Source organism: Streptomyces sp. SolWspMP-5a-2 (assembly GCF_900091845.1).
GTDB lineage: Bacteria > Actinomycetota > Actinomycetes > Streptomycetales > Streptomycetaceae > Streptomyces > Streptomyces doudnae.
Genome location: NZ_FMCI01000250.1, coordinates 109,817 through 124,959 on the forward strand (window position 1 = coordinate 109,817; position 15,143 = coordinate 124,959).

The window sequence follows — 15,143 nt, forward strand, 5'->3', positions numbered from 1 at the left end:
GGCGCTTCGTAGAGGCGACTGCCCTCCGACGCGGCAGAGCAGGTCACCGGGACGGGCAGCCCGCCCCGGTGATCGCTTCAGGCTGCCCGGCGGTCAGACCGGTCAGACCGTGGGCGCCGGTACGTACGGTGCAAGCTCCGCCGCCAGCTCCTCGTGCACCCGGGCCTTGAGCAGGGTGCCCTCCGGGGTGTGCTCCTCGGAGATCACCTCGCCCTCGTCGTGGGTGCGGGCGACCAGCTTGCCGTGGGTGTACGGCACCAGCGCCTCGATCTCGACCGACGGCCGCGGCAGCTCGTTGTCGATGAGCGCGAGCAGCTCGGCGATGCCCTGGCCGGTGCGGGCCGAGACAGCGATCGACCGGGTCTCGACGCGCATCAGACGCTGGAGCGTCACCGGATCGGCGGCGTCCGCCTTGTTGATGACGACGATCTCGGGCACGCCGGTGGCACCGACGTCCCTGATGACCTCGCGCACGGCGGCGAGCTGCTCCTCCGGCGCCGGGTGCGAGCCGTCGACCACGTGCAGGATCAGGTCGGACTCGCCGACCTCCTCCATGGTGGAGCGGAACGCCTCGACGAGGTGGTGGGGCAGGTGCCGGACGAAACCGACGGTGTCCGCCAGGGTGTACAGGCGTCCGCCGGGCGTCTCGGCGCGGCGGACGGTCGGGTCCAGGGTCGCGAACAGGGCGTTCTCGACCAGGACACCGGCGCCCGTGAGGCGGTTGAGCAGGGACGACTTGCCCGCGTTGGTGTAGCCCGCGATGGCCACGGACGGCACCCGGTGACGCTTGCGCTCCTGGCGCTTGATCTCGCGGCCGGTCTTCATCTCCGCGATCTCCCGGCGCATCTTCGCCATCTTCTCGCGGATGCGGCGCCGGTCGGTCTCGATCTTCGTCTCACCGGGGCCTCGGGTGGCGAGGCCGCCGCCCTTGCCGCCGCCCATCTGCCGGGACAGCGACTGGCCCCAGCCGCGCAGCCTGGGCAGCATGTACTGCATCTGCGCGAGCGCCACCTGCGCCTTGCCCTCACGGGACTTGGCGTGCTGGGCGAAGATGTCGAGGATCAGGGCCGTGCGGTCGATGACCTTGACCTTGACGACGTCCTCGAGGTGGATGAGCTGACCAGGACTCAGCTCGCCGTCGCAGATGACGGTGTCGGCGCCGGACTCCAGGACGATGTCCCGCAGTTCGTTCGCCTTGCCCGAGCCGATGTAGGTGGCCGCGTCGGGCTTGTCGCGGCGCTGGATCACGCCGTCGAGGACGAGGGCGCCCGCCGTCTCGGCGAGGGCGGCCAGCTCGGCGAGCGAGTTGTCGGCCTCGTGCACGGTGCCGGTGGTCCAGACGCCGACGAGGACGACCCGCTCCAGGCGCAGCTGGCGGTACTCGACCTCGGTGACGTCCTCCAGCTCGGTGGAGAGGCCGGCCACACGGCGCAGGGCCGCGCGCTCGGAGCGGTCGAACTGGTCGCCGTCCCGGTCTCCGTCGATCTCGTGGCTCCAGGCGACGTCCTCTTCCATCAGGGCATCGGCCCGAAGACCTTCGGCGTAGGTGTGCGCGAAGCGCTGCGAGTCCTGGGAAGGGGATGAAGAGGAGGTCATTGGATCCTTACGTCGATGGGAAGGCGGTGTCGGCGGCGGAGACGGCCGGTGGACCGTCAGACTCGTCGACCACCTGGGACAACGTACGGGCGACCCGGGAGATTCCCGTGGTCCGTACCGCGCCGACCCGAAGATGGTCGCACGGTACGCCCCGTCTCGTCACCGCCTTATTTCCCGCTCCCGTCCCGGCTCAACCAGCGGCCCCCACCATCACCGGGGCCTCCTCGCCCCGCTTCCCCCGCGTCGACTGCGTCCCCTCCGCCGCCCCCGTCCCGCGCTTCTCCTGCTCGGCCGGCCGATCCCGCTTCTCCTGCCCACCCTGCTCGGCCGGCTCAGCCCGCCGGTCCCGCTGCGCCTGCTTCGTCTGCCGTGCCTGCTGCGTGTGCTTCGTCTGCTCACCCTGCGTGGCCGGCTTCGCGGGTTCCGTGGACTTCCAGTCCGGGTGGCCCGGCATCGGCGGGGTCTTCGCGCCGTACAGCCACTGCTGGAAGAAGCCGCGGAGGTCACGCCCGGAGATCTCCGAAGCGAGGCGGACGAAGTCGGCCGTGGACGCGGTCGAGTCCCGGTGGCGGGCGACCCAGGCACGCTCCAGCCGGTCGAAGTCACGGTGGCCGATCTCCTGGCGCAGGGCGTAGAGGACCAGGGAGGCGCCGTCGTAGACGTTCGGGCGGAAGATGCTGATCTTCTGTCCCCGCGCGGGCGCCTTGGGCCTGGCGGGCGGTCCCCCGGCGGCCCGCCAGGTGTCCGAGGCGCCGTACGCGGCCTTCATCCGCGTCTCCATCGGACGGTGGGCCGTCTCGTCGGCGTACAGGGTCTCGTACCAGGTGGCGTGGCCCTCGTTCAGCCACAGGTCGGACCAGGTACGCGGGCTGACGCTGTCGCCGAACCACTGGTGGGACAGCTCGTGCACCATGATCGACTCGACGTACCACTTGGGGTAGGCGGGCTCGGTGAAGATGTCCTTCTCGAAGAGGGAGAGGGTCTGGGTCTCCAGCTCGAAGCCGGTCGACGCCTGCGCCATGAGGACGCCGTAGGTCTCGAACGGGTACGGGCCGACCTTGCTCTCCATCCAGGCGATCTGGTCGGGCGTCTTGGCCAGCCACGGTTCCAGGGCCTCGCGGTCCTTGCTGGGGACGACGTCCCTGACCGGGAGTCCGCCGGGGCCCTCGCGGCGGACCACGCTGGAGCGGCCAATGGACACCTGGGCCAGTTCGGTGGCCATGGGGTGCTTGGTGCGGTAGGTCCAGGTGGTCGTGCGCGCGGTCCGGTGGCGTCCGGCGGGCAGCCCGTTGGCGACGGCCGTGTAGTCGTTGGGGGCGGTGATCCTGATGGTGAACATCGCCTTGTCGGAGGGGTGGTCGTTGCAGGGGAAGACGAGGTGCGCGGCGTCGGCCTGGTTGGCCATGGCGAGGCCGTCCGCGGTGCGCACCCAGCCGCCGTCGCTGTCGTCCGAGCCGACCGGGTCGCTGGTGTGCCGCACGGTGATCCGGGTGAGGCTGCCCGCGCTGAGCGGCTCCTCCGGGGTGACGACGAGGTCCTCGCCCGCGCCGGTGAAGTCGGCCGGTTCGCCGTCCACCTCGACCGACTCGACCGTGCCGTGCGCGAAGTCGAGGTTGATCCGGTCCAGGTCGGCGGTGGTCCAGGCGTCGATGGTGGTCACGGCCGCCAGCGGTGCGCGGTTGTCGCCCGAGTAGGTGAAGTCGAGGTGGTAGGCCGCCACGTCGTAGCCGGGGTTGCCGAGGGTCGGAAAGAGACGGTCGCCGAGGCCCAGCGGGGTGGGCGGCGCGCTCGCGGCGAGCAGCGCGACCGACACGGCGGAGGCCAGCAGGGCGGCGGCGGTACGGCGGCGGAGCGGACGGGCGCCGCGGAGCGGGCCGGACCGGCGGGGCGTCTGGGTGCGAGGGCTGAGCGGCATGGACCACCGCTACCAGCGCGCGCCCCCCGCACGCGGCCGACGCGCGCCCGTGCCACCCGAACGAGTCGGCCCGGCCGCGTCACGAACACCTGCACCGCCGACCCCATCGACCACGCAGCCTGCGGCTCCCGGCACGCCCCCGGTCGGTTTCCCCACCGGCCCCTCACCCAGCCATGCCCTCGGTTCGTTACCCCCACCGACCACGCAGCCTGCGGCTCCCGGCACACCCCCGGTCAGTTTCCCCACCGGCCCCGCACCCAAGCGCCCCGGCCACGCCCCCGATCCGCTCCCCCGCCAGCCCGGCACCCAGCCACGCCCCCGGTCCGTTACCCCCACCCAACCGCCCCAGCCGCACCCCCGATCCACACTCCCGCCTACGTCCGCGTCCGTGCCCGGCTGACGTCGAAGACGCCGGGGACGTTGCGCATCGCCCGCATGAGGGTGGGGAGGTGGGCAGCGTCCGGGAGTTGGACGGTGTACGTGTGCCGGACCCGCTGCTGGCTGGGGGGTTCGACGGTCGCGGAGGAGATCTCCGCGCCCTCCGACGCCATGGCCTCGGTGAGGTCGGCGAGCAGATGCGGGCGCACGAACGATTCCGCGACGAGCGTGACCCGGCACTCGGTGGTGTCCCCCCAGCGCACGCCGATTTCCGCGCGCCCCGTGCCTTTCATCCGGGCGACGGCGGCGCACTCGACGCGGTGCACGGTCACCACTCCGCCGCGCACGGTGAAGCCGGTGACGTCGTCGGGCGGCACGGGCGTGCAGCAGCCGGCCAGCCGCACCGTCGCGCCGGGCTGGTCGACGAGGACGTTGTCGCTGGTGGGACGGGCCTCGGGCGGGGCGAAGGACGGGAACGGGTCGGGGGCCTCGGCGGCGGGGCGCAGCCGGACCTCGGGCTTCTGCGCGCGCTCGGGGGCGTCGTGGGCGGGGTGGGTGGTGAGCCAGCGCTGGATGGCGATGCGCGCGGCGGGGGTGTGGGCGTGCTCAAGCCACTCGCGGGAGGGCTCGGACGCCGGGTCCTGGCCCATCAGGAGCTGGACGGTGTCGCCGTCGGTGAGGACCGTGCTGAGCGTCGCCAGGCGGCCGTTGACGCGGGCGCCGATGCACGCGTGCGCGTCCTCGCCGTACTGCGCGTAGGCGGCGTCGACGCAGGTGGCGCCCTCGGGGAGGCCGAGGGTGCCGCCGTCGGGGCGGAAGACGGTGATCTCGCGGTCCTGCGCGAGGTCCTCGCGGAGGGTGGACCAGAAGGTGTCGGTGTCGGGCGCGGCCTCCTGCCAGTCGAGCAGGCGGGAGAGCCAGCCGGGCCTGGTGGGGTCGGCGCGTTCGCCGTCGGCGGGGTCGTCGGGCGCGGGGGCGTAGGGGTTGCCGAGCGCGACGACACCGGCCTCGGCGACCTTGTGCATCTGGTGGGTGCGGATGAGGACTTCGGTGACCTGCCCGTCCGCGCGGGCGACCGCGGTGTGCAGCGACTGGTAGAGGTTGAACTTCGGTACGGCGATGAAGTCCTTGAACTCCGAGACGACGGGCGTCATACAGGTGTGCAGTTCGCCGAGGACGCCGTAGCAGTCGGCGTCCTCGTTGACGAGGATCAGCAGGCGGCCGAAGTCGGCGCCGCGCAGGCGTCCGCGTTTGCGGGAGACCCGGTGGACGGAGACGAAGTGCCGTGGCCTGATGAGGACTTCGGCGGGGATGCCGGCGTCGCGCAGGACGGCGCGGATCTCCTCGGTGGTCTCGGCGAGCGGGTCGTCGGCGCGGGAGGCGTTCTCGACGATCAGTTCCCTGGTGTGCTGGTACTCCTCGGGGTGGAGGATCGCGAAGACCAGGTCCTCCAGCTCGGTCTTGAGTGCCTGGACGCCGAGGCGTTCGGCGAGCGGGATGAGGAAGTCCCGGGTGATCTTGGCGATGCGCTCCTGCTTCTCGGGGCGCATGACGCCGAGGGTGCGCATGTTGTGCAGCCGGTCGGCGAGTTTGATCGACATGACGCGGACGTCGCTGCCGGTGGCGACGAGCATCTTGCGGAAGGTCTCGGGTTCGGCGGCGGCGCCGTAGTCGACCTTCTCCAGTTTGGTGACGCCGTCGACGAGGTAGCGCACCTCGGCGCCGAACTCGGCGCCCACCTGGTCGAGCGTCACGTCCGTGTCCTCGACGGTGTCGTGGAGCAGGGAGGCGGTCAACGTGGTCGTCTCGGCGCCGAGTTCGGCGAGGATGAGGGTCACCGCGAGGGGGTGGGTGATGTACGGCTCGCCGCTCTTGCGCATCTGGCCGCGGTGCGAGGACTCGGCCAGGAGGTAGGCGCGGCGCAGGGGTTCGAGGTCGGCGTCGGGGTGGTGGGCGCGGTGGGCGTCGGCGAGATGGCCGATGGCGTCGGGCAGGCGGTCACGGGCCGCGGGGCCGAGCAGGGCTGCCCGGCCGAGGCGGCGCAGGTCGATCCGGGCCCGCCAGCGCGCGGCGGACGCGGTCACCGGACCTGGGGTCGCGGGGTTCGTCGCCTCCGCACTCATGGGCACCTCCGGCTGCGTGGACCGGCGGACGGGGTGCCCCAGGGCGGACACGGCTCGGGGGCTGGTTTCGGTCCCCCGTCCGGGCCGGTGCTTGATGCTACCGAGCCCACCACGTGCGACTGACCGCCTCTCGCCGAGCGTGAAACGGATCACCCAATCGAGCGATCGTTCACAGGTTTACCGATTCAAGCCAGGTGCTGGGCGGCCTGCCGTGGTTTCCTGCCCCGCGACCCGCCGACTGGCTGGCACTCAGTGCCATACGGGCCGGTACACCTCTGATGCCAAGCCGACGCACCGTTCAGCGGACGGCGTTTTCCAGCCATGCCGGATCGATCTCGCCCTCGGCGACGATCACCGCGGGACCGGTCATCTCGATCTCGCCGTCGGAGCGCTCGGTGATCACCAGCGTTCCGCCGGGCACGTCGACGGTGTAGGTGGCGGGGGTGCCGGTGGCCGACGGGTCGGCGGCGTCCCGGCGGGCCGCGGCCACGGCGACGGCGCACGCGCCCGTGCCGCACGACCGGGTCTCGCCCGACCCGCGCTCGTGCACCCGCAGGGCGACGTGCCGGGGGCCGCGGTCGACCACGAACTCGACGTTGACGCCGTCCGGGTAGGCGCCGTCCGGGCCGACCGGCGGGGCGGTGCGCAGGTCCCCCGCGTGTGCGAGGTCCTCGACGAAGGCGACCGCGTGCGGGTTGCCCATGTTGACGTGGGTGGCGGGCCAGGAGCGCTCGCCCACCCGCACCGTGACCTCGCCCCCGGGGAGCAGGGCGCGGCCCATGCCGACCGTGACGTCGCCGTTCTTGGCGAGGTGGACGCTCTTGACGCCCCCGCGCGTGGCGACCGTGAGGTCGCCCTCGGTGACGTGCCCGGCGCGCTGGAGGTAGCGGGCGAAGACGCGGACGCCGTTGCCGCACATCTCGGCGACCGATCCGTCGCCGTTGCGGTAGTCCATGAACCACTCGGCCTCGGCGGCCATCCCCGCGGCCTCCGGGTGCGCAGCGGAGCGCACCACGTGCAGCAGGCCGTCCCCGCCGATGCCCGCGCGGCGGTCGCACAGGGCGGCGACGGCGGCCGGGGGCAGGTCGAGGCTGTTCTCCGGGTCGGGGACGATCACGAAGTCGTTCTCCGTGCCGTGTCCCTTGAGGAAGGCGATCCGCGTGCTCATGTCCCGATCGTACGGCGCGGCACCGACAGTCACCGCCGCGGCGGGCCTACCGCAGGCGGGCCACGCGCCACACCGCGAGGACGATCACCGCGCCGACGACGACGGCGTAGGTGAGGACGACGCGCCAGTCGGGGCGGCGTCCGGCGCCGCGGGCGGGCAGACCTGGCCAGGTGTGCCCGACGCGGCGGGCGGCCATCATGCCCCAGCCCGCGGCGCAGGAGCAGATCAGCAGACCCAGCATGGCGATCACGGCGCCGCTGTCGCCGAAGTCGAAGGCGAGCGGGAAGGCGAACATCAGGGAGCCGACGGCGGCGAGTCCGACGATGGGGGCCAGGTGCCACAGCCGCAGCCGGCGTTGCGGACGCAGCTCCACCTCGACCTCGGGACCGCCCGCGAACATCTCCTCGGGCTCGGGCCCGTCGGCGGTCACCCCGTCCTCGGTGTCGTCGGGCCCGTCCGGGCTCAGACGGTCCGCGTCCTGCTCCGGCCCACCGCTGTCGGCGGTGAAGGGCTCGGTTCCTTGTGCGGTGTCGCGAGGGCCGGCCTCCATCGCCACGCGCCCTCCCAACTAGGACTAGGTCGATCGAAGCTCGATGATGGCACGGCCCCGGAGGCCGCGATGACGGCCGGAGCGTCCCGATGCCATGACGTGATCAGGCTGTGACCGGTCGTTCGAGCAACGCCAGTGCGAGCCGCGGAAGTTCCGTCAGATCCGCCTCGGCCCCACTGAGCCAGTGCACCCGCGGGTCCCTCCTGAACCACGAATCCTGACGGCGCGCGAAGCGTTTGGTGGCCCGTACGGTCTCGGTCCTGGCCTCGTCGAGGGTGCACTCGCCGGCGAGCGCGCCGAGCACCTGCTGGTAGCCGAGCGCGCGGGACGCCGTGCGCCCCTCGCGCAGCCCGCGCGCCTCCAGGGCGCGCACTTCGTCGACGAGTCCCGCCTCCCACATCCGGTCGACGCGGCGGGCGATGCGCTCGTCGAGTTCGGGGCGGGCCACGTCGACGCCGATCTGGACGGTGTCGTAGACCGAGTCGTGGCCCGGGAGGTTGGCCGTGAAGGGGCGGCCGGTGATCTCGATGACCTCGAGCGCCCGCACGATCCGGCGGCCGTTGCTGGGCAGGATCGCCTGGCCCGCGCCGGGGTCGGCGGCGGCGAGGCGGGCGTGCAGGGCGCCGGAGCCGCGCAGGGTCAGCTCCTGCTCCAGGCGGGCCCTGACCTCGGGGTCGGTGCCGGGGAACTCCAGGTTGTCGACGGCCCCGCGCACGTACAGGCCGGAACCGCCGACCAGGACCGGCCAGCGGCCCTCGGCGAGCAGGGCGTCGATGCGCTCCCGGGCGAGGCGCTGGTACTCGGCGACGGACGCGGTGACGGTGACGTCCCAGACGTCCAGGAGGTGGTGCGGGACGTCCCCGCGTTCGTCGGGCGTCAGTTTGGCGGTACCGATGTCCATCCCCCGGTACAGCTGCATCGAGTCGGCGTTGACGACCTCGCCGCCGAGCCTGCGGGCGAGGAAGACACCCAGATCGGACTTACCGGCCGCCGTGGGACCGACGACGGCGATGACTCGGGGGGCGGGGGATGCGCTGCTCACGGGACCAGTCTCGCAAACCCCGGGAGCGCTCCCCGAACGAGCTACGTGACGGCGTCGGCACGGTGTCGTTGCCCGTTGCGTGGTTCTGCCGTCCGGTTCCGGTGGGCGGCGGACCGGGGGACGCGTTCGGACGCACCGGACGACGCGGGATCCCACCCGCGCGAGTAACGTATGGAGTTGATATGGGCGTATTTGCACGGCTTATTCGGAGGTCGAAGGCTACCGAGGAGACGGCGGCACAGGACGCGTCGACCGACGGGGCACCCGGCGCCGTGACCGAGGACGGCACCGCGGGAGCCGGGGCCGTCGCACCGGCGCCGGAACGGACCGGGGCCGGGGCGGAGGCCGGGGCCGCGGAGGCGGGCCCGGACGGTGTGGCGGGGGCCGGTGAGGGTATCGGCATCCCCAAGCAGCAGTCCGTCGGGCAGGCGACCGACAGCGGAGCCGACGAGGACGCCCGCAGGTAACAGGGAAGGTAAACCATGGGTCTTCTGGACAACTTGAAAGCCAAGCTGAACCCGGCCAAGGACAAGGTCTCCGACCTCGCGCAGCAGCACGGGGACAAGATCGCCCAGGGTCTGGACAAGGCCGCGAAGGCGGTCGACGAGAAGACCAAGGGCAAGTACAGCGACAAGATCGAGTCGGGGACGGGCAAGGCCAAGGGCGCCGTGGACCGCCTCGCGCACAAGGACGACCCCGCCACCCCGACCGACCCCGTGACCCCCACCGACCCGGCGAGGCCGACACGGCCCGAGGGGACACCCCCGACGCCGTAGCGGCCCGTGCGGCCCTTCGAGGAACGGCGGACGACCCCAGGAGCGGAAAGACTCCGGGCCGTCCGCCGTTCCCGTGCGCCCGGCGTGCGGCGTGCGGGTCGGACGACGGTGAGCGCGCCCCTCTCCCCCGCCGGGTGTCAGGACCAGGCGGCGACCAGGTAGCCGACGCCGTAGGGCGCGTCGTCCAGGAGCAGGGCGCCGCCGAGGTCCGCGTCCTGCGCCGCGCCCGCGAGGACCTGCCAGGGGGCGCGGCCCGCGGCCTTCAGCTCCCGGGCGAGCTTCGCGTCGAGGGCGCGCAGGGCGGCCAGGTCGGCGTCCGCCAGCGCACGGGCGGCCACCGCGTCGAAGGGCGCCGCGCGCTCGTCCAGATAGCCAGGCGCTTTGACGGTGCGGCACGCGCTGGCGTCCCCCATCGCCAGCAGCGCGACCCGGGGCGCGCGGGAGGCCAGTTCACGCCCGGCGGCGAGGCACTCCTCGGGGTCGAGCGTCTCCGCCACGCCGAGCCCCTCGACCGGGACGCCGGTCCATCCGGCCCGCGCCAGCAGCCACCCGGCCACGGCGAGGGACGGCGGGAGGGTGCCGCCGGGGACGGTCGCGCCGTCGTCCCGCGCGCCGAGGGTGACGTCGAGGCCGACGCCGAAGCCGCGGAAGGAACCCGGCGTGCCCTGCGGGTGCGGGCCCCGCGTGCCGGGATCCGCGGGCCCGACGACGACCAGCAGGTCGGGCCGGGCGGCGGCGAGGACCCCGAGCGCGTCGGCGCAGGCGGCGCGGGCCGCGTCCAGCTCGGGAGCGGCGCCCGCGGCCACCTCGGGCACGAGCAACGGCGGACAGGGGCAGACGGCGGCGGCGACAAGCATGATCGGCAGCGTAACCCCGGACCGTGCGGACGTCCTCCCCGGCCGGGTCGGCGCCCCTCCCGGAACAGATCAGACGGCCAGCCGCTCGGCGAGCAGGAGGGCCCCGACGAGGATCATCAGCACGCCGGAGACGCGGGTGACCGCGCGGGCCGCGGCGGGCCGGGTCCGCAGGACGGTGCGGGCCAGCACCGCGACGGCGAGGTAGACGGTGGCACAGGCGGCCATGTGCAGGACGCCGAGGAGCCCGGTCTGCGCGGCCACCGGCCAGCCGTCACCTGTGGTGTCGATGAACTGCGGGAACAGCGAGAGGTACAGCAGCAGCGCCTTCGGGTTCAGACCGCTGATCCCAGCCCCCTGGAGCATCACCCGCGCCCGCGAGGCACCGGCCGTCCCCGCGGCGGCGGTCAGCTCGGCCGGCTGCCGCAGGACGTGCCGGCCCAGCCAGATCAGGTACCCGGCCCCGGCGACCGTGAGCGCCGTGAGCAGGGCCGGTGAACTCGCCACGAGCACGGCCAGGCCGGCGACGGCGACGGCGAGGACCGTGTAGCCCGCGTATCCGGCGACCAGCCCGGACACCGCCGGGAGGACCGAGCGCCCGCGCAGACCCGCCGAGATGGCGAACGCCCAGTCCGCGCCGGGGGTGAGCACCAGCAGCAGATCCACCGCCAGGAAGGCCGCCAGCGTGGTCGCGTCCATCGGACCCGTCTCCTCTCCTCGTCCACTGCGCGAGGAAGGCTAGGACGGATACGCCCAAGTATGTTTGCTTCTTTACCCCGTGATCGCGGGATCAGAGGGAGAATCTTCTCCATGGACGCCATGGACCGGAAGATTCTGACCGAGCTGCAGAAGGACGGCCGTTTGACGGTCACCGAGCTGGCCTCCCGTGTGCGGCTCAGCGTCTCGCCCTGCCACCGCCGGCTGCGCGACCTCGAACGCGAGGGCGCGATCCGCGGGTACCGCGCGGTGGTCGACCCGGCGGCGGTCGGGCTGCATTTCGAGACCCTGGTCTTCGCCACCCTGCGCTGGGAGTCCCCCGACACCGTCACCGCCTTCGAGGAGGCCGTCGCCGGGATCCCGCACGTCCTCCAGGCACAGCGCCTGTTCGGCGAACCCGACTACCTGCTGCGGGTCGCCACCGCCGACCTCGCCGCCTACCAGCGGCTCTACGACGAGCGGCTCGCCCGCCTGCCCGGGGTGCAGCGCCTGACCTCGACCCTCGTCATGAAGAACGTCGTCGACGACCGACCGCTCCCCGCCTAGCCCCCGAGCGCCCCCGCCCCCTCCACCGTCGCGGACGTGCCTACGGCCCGCCGAAGGGGGCCGACGCGCGGGCGGACGGGGTCATGACCTGGACGGGATGGCGCTCGCGCGCAGGCGGGGGTGGACGAGCGCGGGGCGGGGTGCACGGGCGCCACGGAGAGGTGCTCTCCGTGCTGGGCGGGGTGTTCCGGTTCGGGTCGGTCAGTCGCAGCCGCAGCCGCTGCCCGTCGCGACCGGCAGCGGGGCCGGGGCGCCGATCTTCGGGAGGCCCAGCATGACGCCTGCGGGCTTGGCGGCCTCGGCCGCGGTGCGCTTCTCCCAGGCGTCCCCCGCGCGCGTGCGGCGCACGGCGAGGACGGCGCCCTCGGCGAGGAGGTGGTGCGGCGCCGCGTAGCTGATCTCGACGGTGACGACGTCACCGGGGCGCACCGGCTGGTCCGGCTTGGTGAAGTGGACGAGCCGGTTGTCGGGGGCGCGTCCGGAGAGCCGGTGGGTGGCGCCGTCCTTGCGGCCCTCGCCCTCGGCGACCATCAGCTCCAGGGTGCGGCCGACCTGCTTCTTGTTCTCCTCCCAGGAGATCTCCTCCTGGAGCGCGACCAGCCGCTCGTAGCGCGCCTGGACGACCTCCTTGGGGATCTGCCCCTCCATGGTCGCCGCCGGGGTGCCGGGCCGCTTGGAGTACTGGAAGGTGAACGCCTGCGCGAAACGGGCCTCGCGGACGACGTGCAGGGTCTGCTCGAAGTCCTCCTCCGTCTCGCCGGGGAAGCCCACGATGATGTCGGTGGTGATCGCGGCGTGCGGGATGGCGGCGCGGACCTTCTCGATGATCCCGAGGTAGCGCTCCTGCCGGTAGGACCGGCGCATCGCCTTGAGGACCGGGTCCGAGCCGGACTGCAGCGGCATGTGCAGCTGCGGCATCACGTTGGGCGTCTCGGCCATGGCCGCGATGACGTCGTCGGTGAAGTCGCGGGGGTGCGGCGAGGTGAAGCGGACCCGCTCCAGGCCCTCGATCGCGCCGCAGGCCCGCAGCAGCTTGCTGAACGCCTCGCGGTCGCCGATGTCGGAGCCGTAGGCGTTCACGTTCTGGCCGAGCAGGGTGACCTCGCTGACGCCCTCGGCGACCAGCGCCTCGACCTCGGCCAGGATGTCGCCGGTCCTGCGGTCCTTCTCCTTGCCGCGCAGCGCCGGGACGATGCAGAAGGTGCAGGTGTTGTTGCAGCCGACGGAGATCGACACCCAGGCCGCGTAGGCGCTCTCGCGCCGGGTGGGCAGCGTGGAGGGGAACGCCTCGAGCGACTCGGCGATCTCGACCTGGGCCTCTTCCTGGACCCGGGCGCGCTCCAGCAGGACCGGCAGCTTGCCGATGTTGTGCGTGCCGAAGACGACGTCCACCCACGGCGCCTTCTTGACGATGGTGTCGCGGTCCTTCTGCGCGAGGCAGCCGCCGACCGCGATCTGCATGCCGGGCCTGCTCGCCTTGCGCGGCGCGAGGCGGCCGAGGTTGCCGTAGAGCCGGTTGTCGGCGTTCTCACGGACCGCGCAGGTGTTGAAGACGACGACGTCCGCGTCGCCGTCGGACCCCTCGGGCGCGCGCACGTAGCCCGCGCCCTCCAGCAGCCCGGACAATCGCTCGGAGTCGTGGACGTTCATCTGGCACCCGTAGGTACGGACTTCGTAGGTCTTGGGCGCTGAGGTGTCCACTGCCGGGCTCCGGTCGCTGCTGATGGTCATGGCTCAAGGGTAGGCGCTCGCCGCACACCCCCTTCTCACGGACGGGGACGGCGGGGGCGGTGCCATCGACGCCGCACGCACGACGGGAGCGGCAGCGGCGCTCAGGGCTCGATGAGCCCCGCCCTGATCGCGTACCGGGTCAGTTCGAGGCGGTCCTTCATGCCCAGTTTGTGCAGGAGGTTGGCGCGGTGGCGCTCGACCGTCTTGGCGCTGATGAACAGCAGTTCGCCGATCTCCTTCGAGGTGTGGCCCTCGGCGACCAGCTTGAGGATCTCCTCCTCGCGCTCGGTGACGGCCCGTTCGGGCAGGCCGTCGCCGCGGTGCAGCCGTTCGAGGTAGGAGCGGACCAGGGCCCGTTCCGCGCCCGGGTACACGAACGGCTCGTCGCGCACCGCCGCCCGGCACGCCTCGACCAGGTCCCGGTCGGCGACCGACTTCAGGACGTACCCGCTGGCGCCCGCCCTGAGCGCCTCGAAGAAGTACTGCTCGTTGTCGTACATGGTCAGGATCAGGATGTGCAGGTCCGGCAGCCGCCGGGAGAGTTCGCGGGCCGCCTGGAGGCCGGTCATCCGGGGCATCGCGATGTCCAGGACGGCGAGGTCGATGTCGTGCGCGCGGGCCAGCTCCACGGCCTCGGCGCCGTCGCCCGCCTCGGCGACGACGGTCAGGTCGGGTTCGCCGTCCAGGATGAGGCGGACGCCCTGGCGGACCAGCGCGTGGTCGTCGGCCAGCAGCACCCGGGCGGGCGGCGTGCCCGGGGACGTCGGCTGCGGCGGTGCGGTCATCGGGCGGCTCCTTCCGCGGCCGGGACCCGCAGCCGCACCTCGGTGCCCGCCTCCGGGCCGGGGCCGAGGGTGAGGTCGGCGCCGACGAGCAGGGCGCGCTCGCGCATCCCGACGATCCCGGCACCCTCCCTGGCCCCGCCGAGGCCGCTGCCGTTGTCGCGGACGACGAGTTCGACGCCGCCGTCGACCGGCCGCAGCCTGATCTCGGCGCGGTCGGCACCGGAGTGGCGCGCGGTGTTGGTCAGCCCTTCCTGGGCGACGCGGTAGAGCACGAGTTCCGACTCCTCGGTCAGGGCGGGCAGATCGCCTGGACCTCCCGGAATGTGGTGGCGCACGGTCAGCCCGCGGGTGGTGAACTCGCCCGCGAGCGAGCGCAGCGCGCTGACCAGGCCGAGTTCCTCCAGGACGCCGGGCCGCAGACGGCGGGCGATCCGGCGGATCTCGTCCAGGCCGTCCCGGGTGGCCTCCTGCGCCTGGCCGACCTCGGCGCGCAGTTCGGCGGGGGCCCGGTCGGCGACCCGTTTGAGCTGGAGCAGCACGGCGGTGAGGGTCTGGCCGACCTCGTCGTGCAGTTCGCGGGCGATGCGGTGGCGCTCGCGCTCCTGCGCGGAGAGGGCGAGCCCGGCGCCCGCCGCGCGCTCGTTCTCCAGCCGTTCGAGCATGGTGTTGTACGTGATGATCAGCTCGGCCGCCTCGGCGGGTCCCGAGACCTCGGCGCGGGCGCCCGGGTGCAGCAGGTCGGCGGCGGCCATGGCACCGCCGAGGCGGCGCAGCGGGGCGAGCCCGGCGCGCAGCACGAAGGCGTTGCCGACCAGGAGCAGGCCGAGGCCGCCGACGACGACCATCGCCTCGGCGGGCAGCACGGGGGTCGAGACGGTGACAGGACCGAGCAGCAGGGAGGCGGCGACGACCAGCCCGACGGCGTTGAGCGAGAAGATCCGCCAGAACAGCGACACGGTCCT

At 73.1% G+C, this 15,143-nt stretch carries 14 protein-coding genes; 3 read left to right on the top strand and 11 right to left on the bottom strand.

The genetic code is table 11. The features are described from left to right. Positions 1-102: 102 nt before the first annotated feature. The 6 genes from hflX to miaA form a co-directional block, all read right to left on the bottom strand. Positions 103-1,596: a GTPase HflX gene (hflX, locus tag GA0115242_RS25065; protein WP_093832201.1), complete on the bottom strand. Its 1,494-nt coding sequence runs from the start codon at positions 1,594-1,596 to the stop codon at positions 103-105. 190 nt (positions 1,597-1,786) lie between these two features. Continuing rightward, the gene (locus tag GA0115242_RS25070) at positions 1,787-3,511 is read right to left on the bottom strand and encodes a M1 family metallopeptidase (RefSeq protein ID WP_237549291.1); all 1,725 of its coding nucleotides are present in this window, start codon (positions 3,509-3,511) and stop codon (positions 1,787-1,789) included. Between the two features lie 374 nt (positions 3,512-3,885). Then, on the bottom strand, positions 3,886-6,012 hold the full coding sequence (locus GA0115242_RS25075; RefSeq protein WP_093832203.1) for a RelA/SpoT family protein: 2,127 nt from the start codon (positions 6,010-6,012) through the stop codon (positions 3,886-3,888). Positions 6,013-6,310: 298 nt separating this feature from the next. Beyond that, complete coding sequence (gene dapF, locus GA0115242_RS25080; RefSeq protein ID WP_093832205.1) at positions 6,311-7,180, bottom strand: diaminopimelate epimerase; 870 nt, start codon at positions 7,178-7,180, stop codon at positions 6,311-6,313. A gap of 46 nt (positions 7,181-7,226) precedes the next feature. Then, positions 7,227-7,730, bottom strand: a complete 504-nt coding sequence (locus tag GA0115242_RS25085) for a hypothetical protein (RefSeq protein WP_093832286.1) — start codon at positions 7,728-7,730, stop codon at positions 7,227-7,229. A gap of 103 nt (positions 7,731-7,833) precedes the next feature. Continuing rightward, positions 7,834-8,772, bottom strand: a complete 939-nt coding sequence (miaA, locus tag GA0115242_RS25090; protein WP_093832207.1) for a tRNA (adenosine(37)-N6)-dimethylallyltransferase MiaA — start codon at positions 8,770-8,772, stop codon at positions 7,834-7,836. Positions 8,773-9,044: 272 nt separating this feature from the next. On the opposite strand from miaA, the gene GA0115242_RS40900 reads away from it, so the two are divergent. Continuing rightward, positions 9,045-9,239: a hypothetical protein gene (locus GA0115242_RS40900; protein ID WP_237549292.1), complete on the top strand. Its 195-nt coding sequence runs from the start codon at positions 9,045-9,047 to the stop codon at positions 9,237-9,239. A gap of 15 nt (positions 9,240-9,254) precedes the next feature. Beyond that, positions 9,255-9,548 (top strand): antitoxin, encoded by a 294-nt coding sequence (locus GA0115242_RS25100; RefSeq protein WP_093832211.1) that lies wholly within the window; start codon positions 9,255-9,257, stop codon positions 9,546-9,548. Positions 9,549-9,685: 137 nt separating this feature from the next. Here GA0115242_RS25100 and GA0115242_RS25105 read toward each other — a convergent pair whose 3' ends face one another. Together GA0115242_RS25105 and GA0115242_RS25110 are read right to left on the bottom strand one after the other, a co-directional pair. Then, positions 9,686-10,405, bottom strand: a complete 720-nt coding sequence (locus GA0115242_RS25105; RefSeq protein ID WP_093832213.1) for a class III extradiol dioxygenase subunit B-like domain-containing protein — start codon at positions 10,403-10,405, stop codon at positions 9,686-9,688. Positions 10,406-10,474: 69 nt separating this feature from the next. After that, a complete protein-coding gene (locus tag GA0115242_RS25110; RefSeq protein ID WP_093832215.1) occupies positions 10,475-11,101 on the bottom strand; it encodes a LysE family translocator in 627 nt (208 codons plus the stop codon). Positions 11,102-11,212: 111 nt separating this feature from the next. Here GA0115242_RS25110 and GA0115242_RS25115 point away from each other — a divergent pair, with 111 nt between their 5' ends. Continuing rightward, positions 11,213-11,665: an Lrp/AsnC family transcriptional regulator gene (locus GA0115242_RS25115; RefSeq protein WP_093832217.1), complete on the top strand. Its 453-nt coding sequence runs from the start codon at positions 11,213-11,215 to the stop codon at positions 11,663-11,665. A 201-nt stretch (positions 11,666-11,866) separates the two neighbouring features. Here GA0115242_RS25115 and miaB read toward each other — a convergent pair whose 3' ends face one another. The 3 genes from miaB to GA0115242_RS25130 form a co-directional block, all read right to left on the bottom strand. Beyond that, complete coding sequence (gene miaB, locus GA0115242_RS25120; RefSeq protein WP_093832219.1) at positions 11,867-13,396, bottom strand: tRNA (N6-isopentenyl adenosine(37)-C2)-methylthiotransferase MiaB; 1,530 nt, start codon at positions 13,394-13,396, stop codon at positions 11,867-11,869. Between the two features lie 101 nt (positions 13,397-13,497). Next, entirely contained in the window at positions 13,498-14,181 is a 684-nt protein-coding gene (locus tag GA0115242_RS25125) for a response regulator (RefSeq protein ID WP_093832221.1), read from the bottom strand. After that, positions 14,178-15,137, bottom strand: coding sequence for a HAMP domain-containing sensor histidine kinase (locus GA0115242_RS25130; RefSeq protein WP_256089616.1), 960 nt, complete (start codon positions 15,135-15,137; stop codon positions 14,178-14,180). The genes GA0115242_RS25125 and GA0115242_RS25130 overlap by 4 nt, the downstream gene beginning before the upstream one ends. Between the last annotated feature and the right edge of the window lie 6 nt (positions 15,138-15,143).